Source organism: Mesorhizobium carmichaelinearum, from assembly GCF_900199455.1.
Classification (GTDB): domain Bacteria; phylum Pseudomonadota; class Alphaproteobacteria; order Rhizobiales; family Rhizobiaceae; genus Mesorhizobium; species Mesorhizobium carmichaelinearum.
Genome location: NZ_FZQR01000003.1, coordinates 527,855 through 543,849 on the forward strand (window position 1 = coordinate 527,855; position 15,995 = coordinate 543,849).

At 63.7% G+C, this 15,995-nt stretch carries 16 protein-coding genes; 9 read left to right on the plus strand and 7 right to left on the minus strand.

Annotated features, from left to right (window positions below):
- Window positions 1-88 precede the first annotated feature (88 nt).
- The 6 genes from CKW40_RS09215 to CKW40_RS09240 all read right to left on the minus strand — a co-directional run bounded on the left by CKW40_RS09215 (window position 89) and on the right by CKW40_RS09240 (window position 5,701).
- Window positions 89-1,195 carry an ABC transporter ATP-binding protein gene (locus tag CKW40_RS09215; protein ID WP_095199602.1) on the minus strand — a complete coding sequence of 369 codons (1,107 nt, stop codon included), beginning with the start codon at window positions 1,193-1,195 and terminating at the stop codon, window positions 89-91.
- Window positions 1,192-1,413 (minus strand): hypothetical protein, encoded by a 222-nt coding sequence (locus CKW40_RS09220; RefSeq protein WP_095199603.1) that lies wholly within the window; start codon window positions 1,411-1,413, stop codon window positions 1,192-1,194. Before CKW40_RS09220 ends, CKW40_RS09215 begins: the two co-directional genes overlap by 4 nt.
- Complete coding sequence (locus tag CKW40_RS09225) at window positions 1,410-2,366, minus strand: carbohydrate ABC transporter permease (protein WP_095199604.1); 957 nt, start codon at window positions 2,364-2,366, stop codon at window positions 1,410-1,412. Before CKW40_RS09225 ends, CKW40_RS09220 begins: the two co-directional genes overlap by 4 nt.
- A 1-nt stretch (window position 2,367) precedes the next feature.
- Window positions 2,368-3,273, minus strand: coding sequence for a carbohydrate ABC transporter permease (locus CKW40_RS09230; protein ID WP_095199605.1), 906 nt, complete (start codon window positions 3,271-3,273; stop codon window positions 2,368-2,370).
- A 66-nt stretch (window positions 3,274-3,339) separates the two neighbouring features.
- Complete coding sequence (locus CKW40_RS09235) at window positions 3,340-4,656, minus strand: ABC transporter substrate-binding protein (RefSeq protein WP_095199606.1); 1,317 nt, start codon at window positions 4,654-4,656, stop codon at window positions 3,340-3,342.
- A 358-nt stretch (window positions 4,657-5,014) separates the two neighbouring features.
- Window positions 5,015-5,701, minus strand: a complete 687-nt coding sequence (locus CKW40_RS09240) for a TetR/AcrR family transcriptional regulator (protein ID WP_095199607.1) — start codon at window positions 5,699-5,701, stop codon at window positions 5,015-5,017.
- A 51-nt stretch (window positions 5,702-5,752) separates the two neighbouring features.
- Between CKW40_RS09240 and CKW40_RS09245 the strand changes: the two genes are divergently transcribed.
- From CKW40_RS09245 to CKW40_RS09255, 3 genes are read left to right on the plus strand one after another with little or no spacing between them, the layout of a single operon-like run.
- Window positions 5,753-6,949, plus strand: a complete 1,197-nt coding sequence (locus CKW40_RS09245) for a Tm-1-like ATP-binding domain-containing protein (protein ID WP_095199608.1) — start codon at window positions 5,753-5,755, stop codon at window positions 6,947-6,949.
- A gap of 11 nt (window positions 6,950-6,960) precedes the next feature.
- Window positions 6,961-7,836 (plus strand): phosphoenolpyruvate hydrolase family protein, encoded by an 876-nt coding sequence (locus tag CKW40_RS09250; protein ID WP_095199609.1) that lies wholly within the window; start codon window positions 6,961-6,963, stop codon window positions 7,834-7,836.
- Entirely contained in the window at window positions 7,833-8,249 is a 417-nt protein-coding gene (locus tag CKW40_RS09255; RefSeq protein WP_095199610.1) for a cupin domain-containing protein, read from the plus strand. The genes CKW40_RS09250 and CKW40_RS09255 overlap by 4 nt, the downstream gene beginning before the upstream one ends.
- A gap of 188 nt (window positions 8,250-8,437) precedes the next feature.
- Here the strand turns inward: CKW40_RS09255 and CKW40_RS09260 are convergent, their stop codons facing one another.
- Complete coding sequence (locus CKW40_RS09260; RefSeq protein WP_095199611.1) at window positions 8,438-9,628, minus strand: M24 family metallopeptidase; 1,191 nt, start codon at window positions 9,626-9,628, stop codon at window positions 8,438-8,440.
- 367 nt (window positions 9,629-9,995) lie between these two features.
- Here CKW40_RS09260 and CKW40_RS09265 point away from each other — a divergent pair, with 367 nt between their 5' ends.
- From CKW40_RS09265 to CKW40_RS09290, 6 genes are all read left to right on the plus strand, one after another.
- Window positions 9,996-11,606 (plus strand): ABC transporter substrate-binding protein, encoded by a 1,611-nt coding sequence (locus tag CKW40_RS09265; RefSeq protein WP_095199612.1) that lies wholly within the window; start codon window positions 9,996-9,998, stop codon window positions 11,604-11,606.
- A 246-nt stretch (window positions 11,607-11,852) separates the two neighbouring features.
- Entirely contained in the window at window positions 11,853-12,839 is a 987-nt protein-coding gene (locus CKW40_RS09270) for an ABC transporter permease (RefSeq protein ID WP_095199613.1), read from the plus strand.
- Window positions 12,836-13,666 carry an ABC transporter permease gene (locus CKW40_RS09275; protein ID WP_095199614.1) on the plus strand — a complete coding sequence of 277 codons (831 nt, stop codon included), beginning with the start codon at window positions 12,836-12,838 and terminating at the stop codon, window positions 13,664-13,666. Before CKW40_RS09270 ends, CKW40_RS09275 begins: the two co-directional genes overlap by 4 nt.
- Window positions 13,663-14,673 carry an ABC transporter ATP-binding protein gene (locus CKW40_RS09280; protein ID WP_244571136.1) on the plus strand — a complete coding sequence of 337 codons (1,011 nt, stop codon included), beginning with the start codon at window positions 13,663-13,665 and terminating at the stop codon, window positions 14,671-14,673. Before CKW40_RS09275 ends, CKW40_RS09280 begins: the two co-directional genes overlap by 4 nt.
- Window positions 14,670-15,455, plus strand: coding sequence for an ABC transporter ATP-binding protein (locus CKW40_RS09285; RefSeq protein WP_095199615.1), 786 nt, complete (start codon window positions 14,670-14,672; stop codon window positions 15,453-15,455). Before CKW40_RS09280 ends, CKW40_RS09285 begins: the two co-directional genes overlap by 4 nt.
- Window positions 15,452-15,958, plus strand: coding sequence for an L-2-amino-thiazoline-4-carboxylic acid hydrolase (locus tag CKW40_RS09290; protein WP_095199616.1), 507 nt, complete (start codon window positions 15,452-15,454; stop codon window positions 15,956-15,958). The genes CKW40_RS09285 and CKW40_RS09290 overlap by 4 nt, the downstream gene beginning before the upstream one ends.
- Window positions 15,959-15,995 lie beyond the last annotated feature (37 nt).

A 15,995-nucleotide genomic window follows, 5' to 3' on the forward strand; every position in this document is an offset into this window, starting at 1 on the left:
CTGTTCGAGGGCGTCTGCCCTCTGCTATGGCTCCGGGCGTTCGATTGTTCGAAAGGCCAAATCATTGGCCTGTCGTGTCCTCCGGCCATCACAATCTCACCCCCAATGACTTGCCGCTTGCCGTATCGAAGAAATGTGCCTGCTCTGGATCGATGCGGACATGGACCTTCTCGCCGGGACCGGCGACATAGCCGGCCTTGGTGCGGGCGCGCAGCATCTTGGAGCCGACCTTGAGGTCGACAACATCGAAGGAGCCGAGCGGCTCGATGATATGCGCCTCGACCGGCACGTAGCCGGGCGCGGCATCGCGCCGGACGAGCACGCCCTCGGGCCGGATACCCAGCGTCAGCCCGCCATTGGCGGCGTGGCCGTTGAGCTTGGACAAGAGCTCACGCGGGAACTCGAAACCCGCGGGCGCATCGCCGATCGTCACAGTGGCGGCGCTGGCCGCTTCGGCAACGCTCGCGTCGGCGACGTTCATCACCGGACTGCCGACGAATTGGGCCACGAACAGATTGGCCGGGTGCGAATAGACCTCGTCCGGCGTGCCGACCTGCTGGATGAAGCCCTCATGCATGATGACGATGCGGTCGGCGAGACTCATTGCCTCGATCTGATCGTGGGTGACGTAGATCGTGGTCGAACCCTGCTTGATGTGCAGCCGCTTGATCTCGGCCCGCATCTCCTCGCGCAGCTTGGCGTCGAGCGCACCGATCGGCTCGTCCATCAGCATCGCCTTCGGGCGCCGCACCAGCGCGCGGCCGATCGCTACGCGCTGCATGTCGCCGCCGGAGAGCGCCGACGGCTTCTTGCCGAGCAGGTCGGTGATGCGCAGGACCCGGGCGACCTCGCGAACCGACTTGTCGACCTCGTCGCTGCCCATGCGCGTTGCACGCAACGGAAAGGCGATGTTCTCGAACACCGTCATGTGTGGGTAGAGCGAGAACGACTGGAACACCATTGCGATGTCGCGGTCGGCGGCCTTGAGGTGCTGCACCGGCTTGCCGTCGATCAGGATGTCGCCCTGGTCGATCGTCTCGAGCCCCGCTATCGCGCGCAGCGTCGTCGTCTTGCCGCAGCCGGACTGGCCGAGCAGCACGATGAACTCGTTGTCGGCGATAGCAAGGTTCAGATTGTGGATGACCTGGACGGCGCCGAAGAATTTCTCGATGCCGCGAAGTTCGATCTGGGTCACTGCCGGGCCTCCCCATGCATCGTCGCGCCGGTTTCCGCCGCGCGCTCCGGCGCAATTTTGGAGGTGACATTGAAGCCGATCAGCCCGATCAGGATGATCGTCACGCCATAGGAATGCAGGCCAAGGCTCCACGGTTGGCAGAGCGCGACGATGCCCAGCACCATGAGTATCTGCGAAGCCGGCAAAAGGTACTTCTCATTGACCGCGCGAAAGCTCATTTGCGGATCGCTCCGAAGGTCACGCCGCGAAGCAGGTGGTTGCGCAGCAGGAAGGTGAAGATCGCGACCGGCAACAGGAACAGGAAGGTGCCCGCCGCGATCGTGGTCCAGTCCGGTAGACCGGAACCGATCTGGCTGGGGATGAAGGGCGGCGCGGTTTGCGCACGCCGGTTGGTCATGATCAGCGCGAAGGCATACTCGTTCCAGGCGGTGATGAAGCAGAAGACGGCGGTGGCGGCGATGCCGGTTGCAGCCTCCGGCAGCACGATCTTGAAGAAGGCCTGCATGCGCGTGTAGCCGTCGACCAGCGCCGCCTCCTCATATTCCTTCGGGATCTCGTCCATGAAGCCCTTCATCAGCCAGACCGAGAAGGACAGGTTGAAGGCGACGTAGAGAATGATCAGCCCGATATGCGAATCGTTGAGGCCGACCAGCCGGTACATCAGGAACATCGGGATCGCCACAACCACCGGCGGCAGCATGCGCGTCGATAGGATGAAGAACAGCAGGTCCGCCTCACCGGCGATCTTGAAACGCGAGAAGCCGTAGGCTGTGAAGGTTCCCATACCGACGGCGAGTACCGTGCTGATGATCGCCACGATCAGGCTGTTCATAAACCGGTTGGGGTACTGCGAAAGCTGCACGTCCTTGCCGACCTTCAGCACCCGCTCGCCGCCATCATAGATGCGCTTCTCCCACCAAGGCGCGGCTTCGTAGACTTGCGGGTCGACGGCCTTCTGCATCTGCACGCGCTTGGTGAACAGACGGATGAACGGTGTGATCTCCGGCTGGAACAGCACGGTGGGCGGCACCGTGATCGCCAGTTCCTTCGGCTTGAACGCCGTGGAGGCGATCCAGTAGATCGGCGCCAAGAAGATCAGCGTAGCGATCAGCACCGAGACGATGGCGACGCGGTTGAGCGCGATTTCGCTGCTTGTACGAACTGCAGCCATCTCAACGCTCCTTCACCTTGTTGAGGTACTTGACGTAGAGGTTGGTGATGGCCAGCACCATGATCAGCACGATATAGGCCAGCGCGCAGGACTTGCCGGTGTCCCACTGCTGGAAGGCCTGCTTGTAGAGCCGGATCGCAATGAGCTCGGCGGTCGGCTGGGTCGTCATCGTGTAGGCAATGTCGAAGGTCTTGAAGGCTTCCATGGTGCGGAAGATCAGCGCGATCAAAAGGATCGGCGAGACCAGCGGCAAGGTGATGCGGGTGAAGGTGTACCACCAACCCGCGCGGTCGATCGCGGCGGCCTCGTAGAGATGCTGCGGCACGGCAGAGAGGCCGGCAAGCGAGAGCAGCATGACGAACGGCGACCACATCCAGATGTCGGTGATCGCGACGGCGTAAAGAGCGCTGTCGGGATTGGAGAGCCACGCAAAGTCGCCAAGGCCGAAGACATAGTTGATCGGGCCCCAGGACGGACTGTAGAGCAACTGCCAGAACAGGCCGACAACGGCCGCCGACATCATCATCGGCAACAGCAAAAGCGTGGTGATCAAGCCCTTCATCGGAAAGCTGCGATTGAGCAGAAGGGCGAGGCCGAAGCCAACGATCATCTGGCCGGCCACGGAAACAATGACGTATTTCGCCGTGATGACGAAATTCGACCAGATGTGATCGTCGCTGAGCAGTTCGCGATAGTTCTGCAGCCCGACGAACTGCCAGGGATCGCTGCGGTTCGCTGCGAAGTTCGTGAAGGAATAGCCCAGCGAGTAGATCAGCGGAAAGATGTTGAAGACGATCAGGAACGCCAGCGTCGGGATGATGAACACGTTGCGGATGGTCAGATCCGACCAGCCGCGCGCGGCGGCCCTTGAGGCGGGATCGAGATGGGTGAGGGCTACCGAAGCCAACGAGCGTCTCCCTGAAAACAGGAATGCCGGAGGGGAAATCCTCCTCCGGCATTCTGGCTGTGATGCTTACTTGTAACGATTGTACTTGGTGAACGTCGCCTTCCAGTCGGCGGCGGTCTTGTCGAGCGCTTCCTGGGCGGTGCCCTTTCCGCCGACCACGAACGGATAGATGTTCTGGTTCAGCTGATCGAGCACTTCGGCGTATTCAGGCGTCGCCCAGAAGTCCTTGACCATGAACATCGTGTCATAGAACGCCTTGTTGTAAGGCGTGGCCTTCTGAAAGGCGTCTGACTTCAGCACGGCCTGGCTGCAGGTGTAGCCGCCGAGCTCGGCCCACTTCTTCTGGGTCTCGTCCTTGATGAACCACTCGAGGAACTTCATCGACTCGTCCTTGTTCTTCGAATACGAGACGACTGAAATTCCCTGACCGCCGAGTGCGGCGAAGCGCTTGCCGTCCGGGCCGGCCGGATTGGCGAAGAAGCCCGTCTGGTCGGCAAAGGGGTTGGTGGCCTTGTTCACCAGCGGCGGGAAGAAGGCGAAGAAGTTCATGCTCATCGCGGCGAGCCCGCCGGTGATCGCCTGGTTGTCCTCCACGAAGAAGGTCTTGCCCCAGCCGGGAGGCGTGAACTTGTAGAGCTCCTTGTACATCTCGAGGCCGGCGACAGCCTCCTTCGAGTTGATGATGCCGTCAACCTTGTAGGTGGCGTAGTCGCCGAGATCGCCGCCATGGCTGAAGATGGCGCTCTCGACGCCCATCGCCATCGCGTCATAGGAATTGTCGGTGTAGATGGCGACGCCGTAGCGCTTCTGGTCCGGACGGTGGAAGAACTCGGCGATGTCGCGCAACTGCGCGTAGGTCGTCGGCACGGCGAGGTCGTAGCCGTACTTGGCCTTGAAGGCTTCCTTCTCCTTCGGGTCCTCGAACCAGTCCTTGCGGTAGGACCAGCCGATCGCGTCGCCTTCCAGCGGGATCGCCCAGTATTTGCCGGAGCCGCCGGGATATTCGGCGTAGTACTTGATGGTCGCGGGCGCCATCACGTCGGTGAGCTTGTGCTGGTTGAAGAAGTCGGTCAGGTCGACGTAGTGACCTTGCGTCGAACCGGCGCCCAGCCATTGCGAGTCACCGACCACCATGTCGTAGGCGTCGCCATGCGCGTTGAACTCGGTGAAGGCCTTGGTCTGGAAATCAGGCCACGGCGTCGTCTGCACCGTGACCTTCACACCGGTCTCGGCCGTATAGTCGTTGACGAGTTCCTGCAGATAGTTCGCAGGATCCCATTCCGCCCAGAAAATGGTGAGTTCCTTGTCCTGCGCGTGGACGGATGTTCCGTAGGCAAGCGTCAGGCCGATACCAGCAAGCACGCTGGTCATTATCTTGCGCATAATGTTCCTCCCTGGTGCGCATTCTACCCTTGTCATGCGAGCCGGCAGCGTGGTCGGCCCTGGTAGTTCCTCCGGTGATGGCATTTCTCCGGTTTCGGGCCTCCTCGCCCTGCCGGAAAATGGATCGCAGCCCTCACTTTCGATCCGCTTTGTCGCTCCTAATCTGGTATTACCAATTCTAGATAGACGTCAAGTTCTTTCTTCAGCGATCGAGGGCGGCACGATAAGCCGTTCGGCGCAGCATCTGTCTGTTTTCCCTTGTTTTTCCTACTCCTTGATATGCAGTGGCCTTGTTTCCGGCTCCGCATCGCCATTAAGATCAGCATCCGGCTCAACTATCTGGTCGAACCAGATAATGTCATCCTGCACTTGGTGCCATCTCTCCACCGATCGCCGAGTCGGCCATCGCGGCGCGCACCAGCACCCCGGCCGCCCATTGCGCAACAGACCTCGTCCCGCGGCTGTCCAGGCCCCATATATCCTTCAGCACGATCAGCACCTCGACGCCGAAGATCAGCGACAACGCCTGCGCCAGGCGCTTGAACTCGCGCGGCGGCAAATGCCCCTTGAGCGGCGCGATCGCTTGCTGCAGCAAGTCGACGCGATGACCACGCGTGAACGCCGGTTCGCCGCCCAGCGTGCCAGCCTGGCGTCGCGCCCATTGATCGAGCGACAGCTTCAGTGCCGCCTTGAACGTTGCTTCAAAAGCCTCGATGCGCGGCATGGCCGTGTCGAACAGCTCCGCCACCCGGCGCTCGGCATCTGCCGAGGTCGACTGCCAGGTCAGGATCGGTCCCAACCCCTCGTCGACGACAGCCTGCACCAAAGCCGTCTGGCTGGGGAAATAGCGATAGGCGGTGGCGCGAGAAACTTCCGCCGCTTCCGCCACCTCGCTGACCGACGGCGTGACACCCGCCTGCATCAGCCGTGTCGCCGTCTCCAGCATCAGCCTTTTCGTGCGTGCCCGGGGTCCACGCTCCACGGCCTCGCCGCTTCCCCGCTCGGTGTCGCCGCTTGCAGCGGATCGTTGACGTGAGACATCCATGTCAATATGATACGCGCGTCTCAAAAATTTGCAATGACCTGGGGACCGCCCATGAAGCGCATCTACGTCGTGGGCACAGCGGACACCAAGGGCGAGGAACTCGCCTTCCTGGCCGATACGATTGGCGCCACGGGCGCCGCCGTTTCACGCGTCGATGTCGGAACACGCGAGGCAACCATCCCCGTCGACATCGGCGCAAAGGACGTTGCCAACCATCACCCAGACGGCAGCACAGCCGTACTTGGCGGCGATGACCGCGGCGCCGCGGTCGCAGCCATGGGCATCGCCTTCAGCCGCTTCGTCCAGTCGCGAAACGACATCGCCGCGATGATCGGCATTGGCGGCGGCGGCGGCACGTCGATCATCACATCGGGCATGCGCGCGCTGCCGCTCGGCCTGCCGAAAATCATGGTCTCGACGCTCGCCTCGGGCGACACGGCGCCTTATGTCGATGTCTCCGACATCATCATGATGCCGGCTGTGACCGACATGGCCGGGCTGAACCGGCTCTCCCGCGTCGTGCTGCACAACGCCGCCCAGGCGATATCGGGCATGGCGGCAAGGCCGGCGCCGCCGCCCGACGGCAGGCCGTCGATCGGGCTGACCATGTTCGGCGTCACCACGCCTTGCGTGACCGCCATCGCCGACCAGCTTCGCACCGGATATGACTGCATGGTCTTCCACGCCACCGGCACTGGCGGCCGCAGCATGGAAAAGCTGGCCGATAGCGGCCTGCTGTCCGGTGTCATCGACATCACCACGACCGAGGTCTGCGACCTCCTGTTCGGCGGTGTGCTGCCGGCGACACAGGATCGCTTCGGCGCGATCGCCCGCAGCAAACTGCCCTATGTCGGCTCGGTCGGCGCGCTCGACATGGTCAATTTCTGGGCACCCTCGACCATACCGGAACAGTACCGAGGAAGACTGTTCTACGAGCACAATCCCAACGTCACGCTGATGCGCACAAGCGCGGACGAATGCCGCGCGATCGGCGAGTGGATCGGCACCAGGCTCGCGCTCTGCGAGGGGCCGGTGCATTTCCTGATCCCGGAGAAAGGCGTCTCGTCGCTCGACATCGAGGGCGGCGCCTTCTTCGATCGAGAGGCTGACGCCGTGCTGTTCGAAGCCATTGAGCGCACGATCAAACCGAATGCAACGCGCCGCGTCACCCGCCTGCCGCTGCACATCAACGACCCCGAATTCGCCAGGGCGGCAACCGCCGCCTTCCTCGACATAGCCAGACACTGAGGTCCAAAAAAATGCCCGCCATACCGCGCAAGGACATACTGAAGAAATTCAGGGGAATGATCGACAAGGGCGTGCCGATCGTCGGCGGTGGCGCCGGCACCGGCCTGTCGGCCAAGGCCGAGGAGGCCGGCGGCATCGATCTGATCATTATCTACAATTCCGGCCGCTACCGCATGGCCGGGCGCGGCTCGGCCGCCGGCCTGCTCGCCTATGGCAATGCCAACGAGATCGTCAAGGAGATGGCCTATGAGGTGCTGCCGGTGGTCAAAAAGACGCCGGTTCTGGCCGGCGTCAACGGCACTGACCCCTTCGTCATCATGCCGCTGCTGCTGGCAGAACTGAAGACGATGGGCTTCTCGGGCGTGCAGAATTTTCCGACCATCGGCCTGTTCGACGGCAGCATGCGGCAGAGTTTCGAGGAGACCGGCATGGGCTTCGGGCTCGAGGTTGACATGATCGCCGAGGCGCACAAGCTCGATCTGCTCACCACCCCCTATGTCTTCAATCCCGACGAGGCGCGCGCCATGACCAAGGCCGGCGCCGACATCGTCGTTGCCCATATGGGCGTGACGACAGGCGGCTCGATCGGCGCCACCTCGGCCAAGTCGCTCGACGACTGCGTGGTCGCGATCGACGCCATCGCTGATGCCGCCCGCTCGGTGCGCAAGGACGTCATCCTGCTTTGCCATGGCGGGCCGATCTCCATGCCGGACGATGCCCGTTACATTCTGTCTCGCGCCAAAGGCCTGCATGGCTTCTATGGCGCGAGCTCGATGGAGCGGCTGCCGGCGGAAGCGGCAATCGCCAGGCAGACGGCCGATTTCAAGGCCGTCACACTGGGTGGCGACAAAACGACCGCGAAGAAAAAAGAAGGGATGAGACCATGACCGACAAGAGCAAGGTGTTTGTCTATCCGAAGGACGTCAGCGCCTTCGGTTTCGACTGGGGCAGGCTGGCGCTGACGGTCGCGCCTGAAGTGAATGGCGCTGAGCGTTTTTCCGGCGGCGTCGTCGACCTGCCCTCCGGCAAGGGCCACACCCGCCACAACCATCCGGGCGCCGAGGAAATCATCTTCGTCATCTCCGGCCATGGCGAACAGATGGTCGAGGACGAGCAAGGCAATCCGGTGGTCGCCAAGGTCGGCCCCGGCTGCACCATCTATGTGCCTGAGAGTCGGTTTCATTCGACGCTGAATACGGGGGATGCGCCGATGCAGTTGTTTGTCGTCTACTCGCCGGCTGGGCCGGAACTGGTATTGAGGGATCTGCCGGATTTCAGGCTGATCCCGGCTGGGATGTGATCTTTCCTCACCCCTCGATTGCGGGGAGGCCCCCTCATCCGGCCGCTACGCGGCCACCTTCTCCCCGTGGGGGAGAAGAGGAGAGCGCCGGCGCTGGCACCTCCTCTCCCCTCGGGGAGAGGTCGGATTGCCCCGAATTGCCCTTGCAATTCGGTTGGCAATCCGGGTGAGGGGGAGCGCCGTTCGCGCTAGGCCACCCCGCCCCTGTTCCACCCGCGCCCGCGATCACCGAACATCACATAGCCGGTCTCCGTCACCGCCAGCGTGTCCTCCAGCTTGATGAACCCACGCGTCGGGTGAAGCATCGTCGTCTCCACCGACAGCACCATGTTCTTCTCCAACGGCTTGGCCGCATAGGTGCCTTCATAGGTCACCGGATGGTTGGTCATCAGGAACGGCGCCTCATGCGTGATCAGGCCCATGCCGTGGGCGAAGAAGTCGGTATACGCGGCGACCTTCGAGGCCTTCAGCACGCCCTCGGCGTGCGAAATCATGTCGCCGCCGAGCGTGCCCGCCTTGACCTTCGAGAACGCCGCCTGCTGCACCGTCTCGACCTCGGCCAGCAGATCCTCCAGCTCGGCATCCGGTTCGCCCAGAATGCCCATCCGGCAGAGGTCGCCGATATAGCCGTGGTAATTGCCGCCGGAATCGATCGACAGCACCTCGCCCTGCTTCCACGCCTGCGGCGAGGCGGCGCGGTTGTGGCTGGAGCCCAGCGTCAGCAGGCAATATTCGAAATGCGCGCCGCGATTGGTCTCCTCGCACCGCAGCTGCTCGATCATCTCGGCCTTGGTCGTGCCTTCGTGCGCCCAGGCAATGGTCGCCAGCATGGAATCGGTGATCAGCTCGGAGGCGGTGCGCAGCTTCTCCAGCTCAGCATCGCTCTTGATGGCGCGCATGCTTTCCAGCATGGCGGTCGCATCGACCAGCTTCGCCTCCGGCAGCGCCTTGCGGATCAGCGTATAGGCATCCGACGGCAGGAAGCCGGGCTCGATGCCGAGGCGGGCACCCGCCTTGCCGATCTTTTGCAGATGTTCGACGGCGAGGTTGGCGGCATCGAGCGTGCCCCAGCAGGCGGCATGCAGCGTCGGCGTCCAGAACGGGTTGTTCTGGTGCTCGCCGCCTTCCATGCGGTTGCCGATATAGGCCGCGTGATCCGGCCCGCCTTTCTCATAGACGACGATCGGCAGGTAGCGGCTGTGGCCGATCGCATCCATGGCGGCGAAGAAGATGAATTTGTAGCCGCCCAGCAGATATTGCGTGTTGTGCTTGGAGGTTGCGAGCAGCACATCGATGCCGGCCTCCTCCATCAGCCGGTCGACCCTTGCCTGGTCGAACGGAATATTGCTGACGGCATTCTTGCCCGGGGCAATGTTCATCTCTCTCTCCCTGAATTTGCCTGGGATCGACCTTGTTCCGCTCCCGATCCCTTGGCTGTGGATCAAATCTGCACCATTTTGCCCGCTCTGGTCTAGCCAGAAATACGCAAACAGCGCGGCTGAGCGGTCACCAAGTCGTCATCCGTCGTCCATCCGCCAAATCTGGTCCTACCAGATAGATCGAATTGAACCCGTTCTCTTGAACTGGTCCAGCGGACGAAAATTTCAAAGCCAAGCAAGGATGCGCCAATTCCGTCTCTGGCGAAACCCTCGGCAAGGCTCATAATCGCCACCGCAAGGATGCCGATGCCGGCATTCGAGGGGTGTTGTCGCGCCGATCGGGTCGCGGAGAGGACGGAGTTCGATCATGTCAGGTTTCACGATTTCCAGACGCAAAATGCTTGCCGGCTCGGCGATGCTGCTGGCCTCCACCGCCATGCCGGCACTGGGTTGGGCGCAGACACCGAAGAAGGGCGGCCGGCTGGTGCTCGCCGCCGATTCCGAGCCACGCAACCTCAACCCGGCGATCGTCGCCTCCAACGGCGTCTTCTTCATCTCCAGCAAGATCGTCGAGACGCTGGCCGAAGCCTCCTTCGACGGCAAGGACGGGCTCGCGCCACGGCTGGCTTTGAGCTGGGAAGGGGTCGACGATGGGCTCTCCGTGACGTTCAAACTGCGCGACGGCGTGAAATGGCATGACGGTAAGCCGTTCACCTCGGCCGACGTCGCCTTCTCGGCGCTGCAGATTTGGAAGCCGCTGCAGAATCTCGGCCGTACCTTGTTCAAGGATCTGGCCAGCGTCGAGACGCCTGACGATCTCACCGCCGTGTTCAAATTCGCCAAGCCGACGCCGTTCCAGCTGATCCGCAACGCGCTGCCGGCGCTGAGCAGCGTCGTGCCGAAACACATCTACGAGGTCGGTAAGATCGAGGACAATCCCGCCAACAACGTCCCCATCGGCACCGGTCCGTTCAAATTCGGCGAGTACAAGGCCGGCCAGTATTACAAGCTGACCAAGAACACCGACTATTGGGGTAAGGACGAGCCCTATCTCGACGAAATCATCTATCAGGTGCTGCCCGACCGCACGTCGGCCGCGAGCGCGCTAGAGGCCGAAGAGATCCAGCTCGCCGCCTTTTCGGCCGTGCCGCTGGCCGACCTCGACCGCATCTCCAAGGTGCCGGGCCTGAAGGTGATCACCAAGGGCTATGAGGGGCTGACCTACCAGCTCGTCGTCGAGATCAACCATCGCCGCAAGGAACTGGCCGATGTGAAAGTGCGCCAGGCGATCGCGCACGCCATCGACAAGGATTTCGTCGTCAAGACGGTGTTCCTCGGCTATGCCGCGACCGCCACCGGCCCGGTGCCGAAGAACGATCCGCAATTCTACACCGCCGATGTCCCGACCTATGCCTTCGATGTCGCCAAGGCCAACGCGCTGCTCGACGAGGCCGGCTACAAGAAAGGCCCGGACGGCAAGCGCTTCACGCTGAAACTTTTGCCGGCGCCCTATTTCAACGAGACCAAGCAGTTCGGCGACTATCTGCGCCAGGCGCTCGCGGCCATCGGCATCGATGCCGAGCTGGTCAACAACGACTCCGCCGCGCACATCAAGGCCGTCTACACCGACCACGCCTTCGATCTCGCCGTCGGCCCGCCGGTGTTCCGCGGCGACCCGGCGATCTCCACCACCATCCTGGTGCAGAGCGGCATCCCCGACGGCGTGCCGTTCTCCAACCAGGGCGGTTACAAGAACGACGCGCTCGACGCACTCATCGCCAAGGCCTCGGAAACGCTCGATACATCGACCCGTACCGACCTCTACAAGGAGTTCCAGAAAGAGGTGGCCGCCGACCTGCCGCTGATCAATGTCGCCGAGTGGAGCTTCATCAGCGTCGCGCGTGATACGGTAGGCAATATCGCCAACAATCCGCGCTGGGCGGTATCGAACTGGGCGGACACGTATCTGGCTGGCTAAGCGTTCTCTGCAGGCTTGCGCATCGCAAATCCGGGTGCTCAGGTTCGAGAATGAGAGTTCCTTCGCGCCCCCCTCTGTCCTGCCGGACATCTCCGCAGGGTTCACCCTCCCCCTTGTGGGGAGGGTCGACGAAGGGGTGCCGCGAAGCGGCAACCGTTCGGCGGGGTGGGGGTACTGGCGCAAAGCCCCCCACCCCGCTCCGCTTCGCGGATCGACCCTCCCCACAAGGAGGAGGGTAAGAAGACCATGACCCGCGCCCTCATCCTTCTCCGCCGTCGCCTCGTCGGCAGCATCTTCGTGCTTTTGATCGTTGTCGTCGGCACGTTCCTGCTGCTCGAAGCCGCCCCCGGCGATGCCGTCGATGCCTATATCGTCTCGACCGGCGGCGATGCCGGCATGATCGAATTGCTGCGTCATCGCTGGGGCCTCGACCAATCGGAACTGACGCGGCTCGCCAACTATCTCTGGGCGCTGCTGCATCTCGATCTCGGCCAGTCGGTGACCTTCTCCAGGCCGACCCGCGACGTCATCCTTGAGCGCCTGCCCAACACGCTGCTGCTGATGGTCAGCGCCACCGCGCTGTCCTTCGGGCTGGGTTCCGCCCTCGGCATCTATGCCGGCGCCAGGCCCGGCAGTTTCCGCGATCGCTTCCTGTCGATCGGCTCGCTGGCGCTTTATGCCGTGCCGGGTTTCTGGCTCGGCCTGATGCTGATCATCGTCTTCGCCGTCGACCTGCGCTGGCTGCCGATCGGCGGTATCGAGACGCTCGCTTCGGACAAGACCGGCCTCGACCGCGCCGCCGACATCGCCATCCATCTCATCCTGCCGGTGGCCGCACTCGGCTTCATCTACCTCGCGCTCTACCTGCGCATGATGCGCGCCGGCATGGCCGAGGTCTGGCGCCAGGATTTTGTCCTGGCCGCCCGCGCCAGGGGGCTGTCGCGCCGCCGTATCGTGCTCGCCCACGTCGCCCGCAACGCGCTCTTGCCGCTGGTCACCATGCTCGGCCTGCAATCGGCGCAGATGCTAGGCGGCAGTGTCGTCATCGAGAGCGTCTTCTCCGTGCCCGGCCTCGGCCGGCTGGCGCAGGAAGCGGTGGCTTCGCGCGACACGCCATTGCTGCTCGGCATCATCCTCACCAGCGCCGTGCTGGTCGTCGTCATCAACCTGCTCGTCGACATCGCCTATGCCTTTCTCGATCCGCGCGTCGGCGCCGGCGAGGCCGGCGCATGAGCCCGCTCCGCCGCTTCCTGCGCACGCCCGAGGCTATAGCCGGCGCCATCCTTCTGGGCGCACTGGTTGCGATGGCGCTCATCGCGCCGCTGCTGTTTCCAGGCGACCCGCAAGCCATCGCCGGCCCGGCGCTGCTGCCGCCCTTCCAGGACTGGTCACTGCCGCTCGGCACCGATCGGCTCGGCCGCGACGTGCTGGCCGAACTTTTTCACGGCGCCCGCACTTCGATCGCTGTCGGCCTTGCGGCTGCCGTGGCGGCACTAGCCATCGGCTCAGTGGTCGGCACGCTTGCCGGCTTTGCCGGCGGCCTCGTCGACGAGGTGCTGATGCGCATCACCGACGCCTTCCAGACCGTGCCGAGCTTCCTGCTGGCGCTGGCCTTCGTCAGCGTCGTCGGCCCATCGCTCGGCATCGTCGTGATTGCCATCGCGCTCGGCACCTGGACCGGCCCTGCCCGTATCGCCCGCGCCGAAGTCCTCTCCATCCGCGAACGCGACTATGTCGCCAGCGCGCGTGCCATCGGCATGCATCCGCTCGAAATCGCTTTTCGCGAGGTGCTGCCCAATGCCTTGCCGCCGGTGCTGGCTATGTCGTCGGTGATCGTCGCCGCCGCGATCCTCACGGAGGCGGCGCTGTCCTTCCTCGGCCTCGGCGACCCCAACCGCGTCACCTGGGGCGGCATGATCGCCGAAGGCCGCGCGGTATTGCGCACCGCGCCCTTCCTGTCGATCGTCCCGGGCATCGCGCTGGTGCTGACCGTGCTCGGCGTCTATCTCGCTGGCGAAGGCATCGTCGAGACGACAGCGGTCAAGAGAGGTCTGTCGTGACCGCACTCGCTGCCATCCGCGACCTGACAGTGACATACCGCCGCGACGGTCGCGCGGTGGCGGCGCTGAAGGACGTCAGCGTCGATATTGTGGCTGGCGAGCGTCTGGCCATCATCGGCGAAAGCGGCTCCGGCAAGAGCACGCTGGCGCTGGCGATTGCCGGATTGCTGCCGACGACCGCCAGGATCGAGGGGCATATCGATTGGTTCATACGCCCATCGTCAATCTTGGGTGCCCAGGCGCCCCCCTCTGTCCTGCCGGACATCTCCCCCACAAGGGGGGAGATCGGCAGCTCCGTCGCCGGCACTCCCCCTGCAGCGTTGGAGATTGGCGAAAGCGGTGGCGACAGCGCAATCTCCCCCCAAGTGGGGGAGATGTCCGGCAGGACAGAGGGGAGCGCCGTAGAGCGCCAACTTCGTCATCTTCGCGGTGGAGTGCCCCTCCTCGGCCGCGACATCGGCTTCGTCTTCCAGGATCCTTCAGCCAGCCTCGATCCCGTCATGAAAATCGGCAAACAAATCGCCGAAGTCGCGCACACGCATCTCGGCCTCGGCTGGCCGCAGGCCTACGCAAAAGCCAAAACCCTCCTCGAACGCGTCCGCCTGCCTGATCCAGACTCCGCCCTGCATGCGTTCCCGCATCAGCTCTCCGGCGGCCAGAAGCAGCGCGTGGCAATCGCCGCCGCCATCGCGGCCGGGCCGAAACTGCTGATCGCCGACGAGGCGACCAGCGCGCTCGACACCATCGTGCAGGCCGAAATCGTCGGCTTGATCCGACAACTGGTGGCCGAGGATGGCATGACGCTGCTGTTCGTCAGCCACGACATCGCGCTCGCGGCCGAACTCGCCGAGCGCATCGCCGTGTTCCGCCATGGTCAATTGGTCGAACTTGGCACGACGGCGCAAATTGTCGGTGCCCCGGCCCAGCCCTACACACGCGCCCTGCTCGACGCCCATATCGGCCTCGACGCCGAACCATTGCTAAACCGTGCCGGGCTCACCTTATGAGCCTGCTCACAGTGTCCAACCTCAGCAAACGCTACCGTCGCGGCGGTAACACCGTCATCGCCGTCGACGATATCTCTTTTCACATCGAGCCCGGCGAAACACTGGCATTGGCCGGCCCCTCTGGCAGCGGCAAGTCGACGATCGCGCGGCTGGTGCTGCGCCTGATTGAGCCGGACGCTGGCGGCATCGAATTCGAGGGCGATGATTTCCTGACCTTGCACGGTGCTGCGCTCAGAGCGCGCCGCGCGCGCCTGCAAATGGTGTTCCAGGACCCGCTTGCTGCCTTCAATCCGCGCGCCACGGTGGCGCGTGTACTCGACGATCCCTTGCGCATCCATGGCATCGCCTCCCGCGCCGAGCGCCCGCGCCGCATCGCCGCCTTGCTCGAGCGTGTCGGGCTGGCGGCCGATCTTGCGCCCCGCGCCATCCACGAAATCTCCGGCGGCCAGCGGCAGCGCGTCGCCATCGCCCGCGCCATTGCCACGAAACCGTCGCTGATCGTGCTTGACGAAGCGGTCTCGGCACTCGACGTCTCGGTGCGCGGCCAGATCCTCGACCTTTTGCTCGACCTGCAAAGGCAGGAACGGATCGCCTATCTCTTCATTTCACATGATCTCGGCGTCGTGCGCGCCCTTGCCCATCGCGTCATCCTTCTCGATGCCGGACGGATCGCCGAGAGCGGCGACGCCCGCGCCGTCATCGACGCGCCGCAATCGGCCATCGGCAAGGCACTGGTGGCATCAGCGCCAAAGCTCAAAAGAACCACGCAGGACGCATCATGACCGACCCTGAAGTCAGAGCCGAGAAACTGGCGCGTGAACTCGATTCCGCCTTCCGCAACCGCGCCGATCTCTACCGCCTGTTCCTCGAAGAACTGACCGGAGAGCTGGGTTCTGACAAGGCGGAGGCGATCATGATCCGCGCCATCGAGCAGCGCGGCAAGGAAGTGGCCGCGGCCGCCTTCGCCAGCTTCGGCGCCAACGACGCACGCGCGATCGGCGAAGCCTTCCTGTCGGTCAGCCCGGATGGCGGCCTGATGTATCCGACCGATGTCGAACGCGGCAACGACCGCATCGCCTTCAAGGTCAAGCGATGCCCATTGAAGGATGCCTGGGTCGAGGCAGGCGTTGGCGACGAAAAGCTCGCCACGCTCTGCCGCATCGCCGGCGCCTTCGACCGCGGCCTGTTCGAAGCGACCGGCGTACGGTTCGACAACGTCACCTGGACACCAGGCCACGGCTCCGGATGCTGCCACATCGCGCTGACGAACCGGGACGCCGGCTAAGGAAGCGCAGGCAGCCGTCGTTTGCAGGCCGGCATCA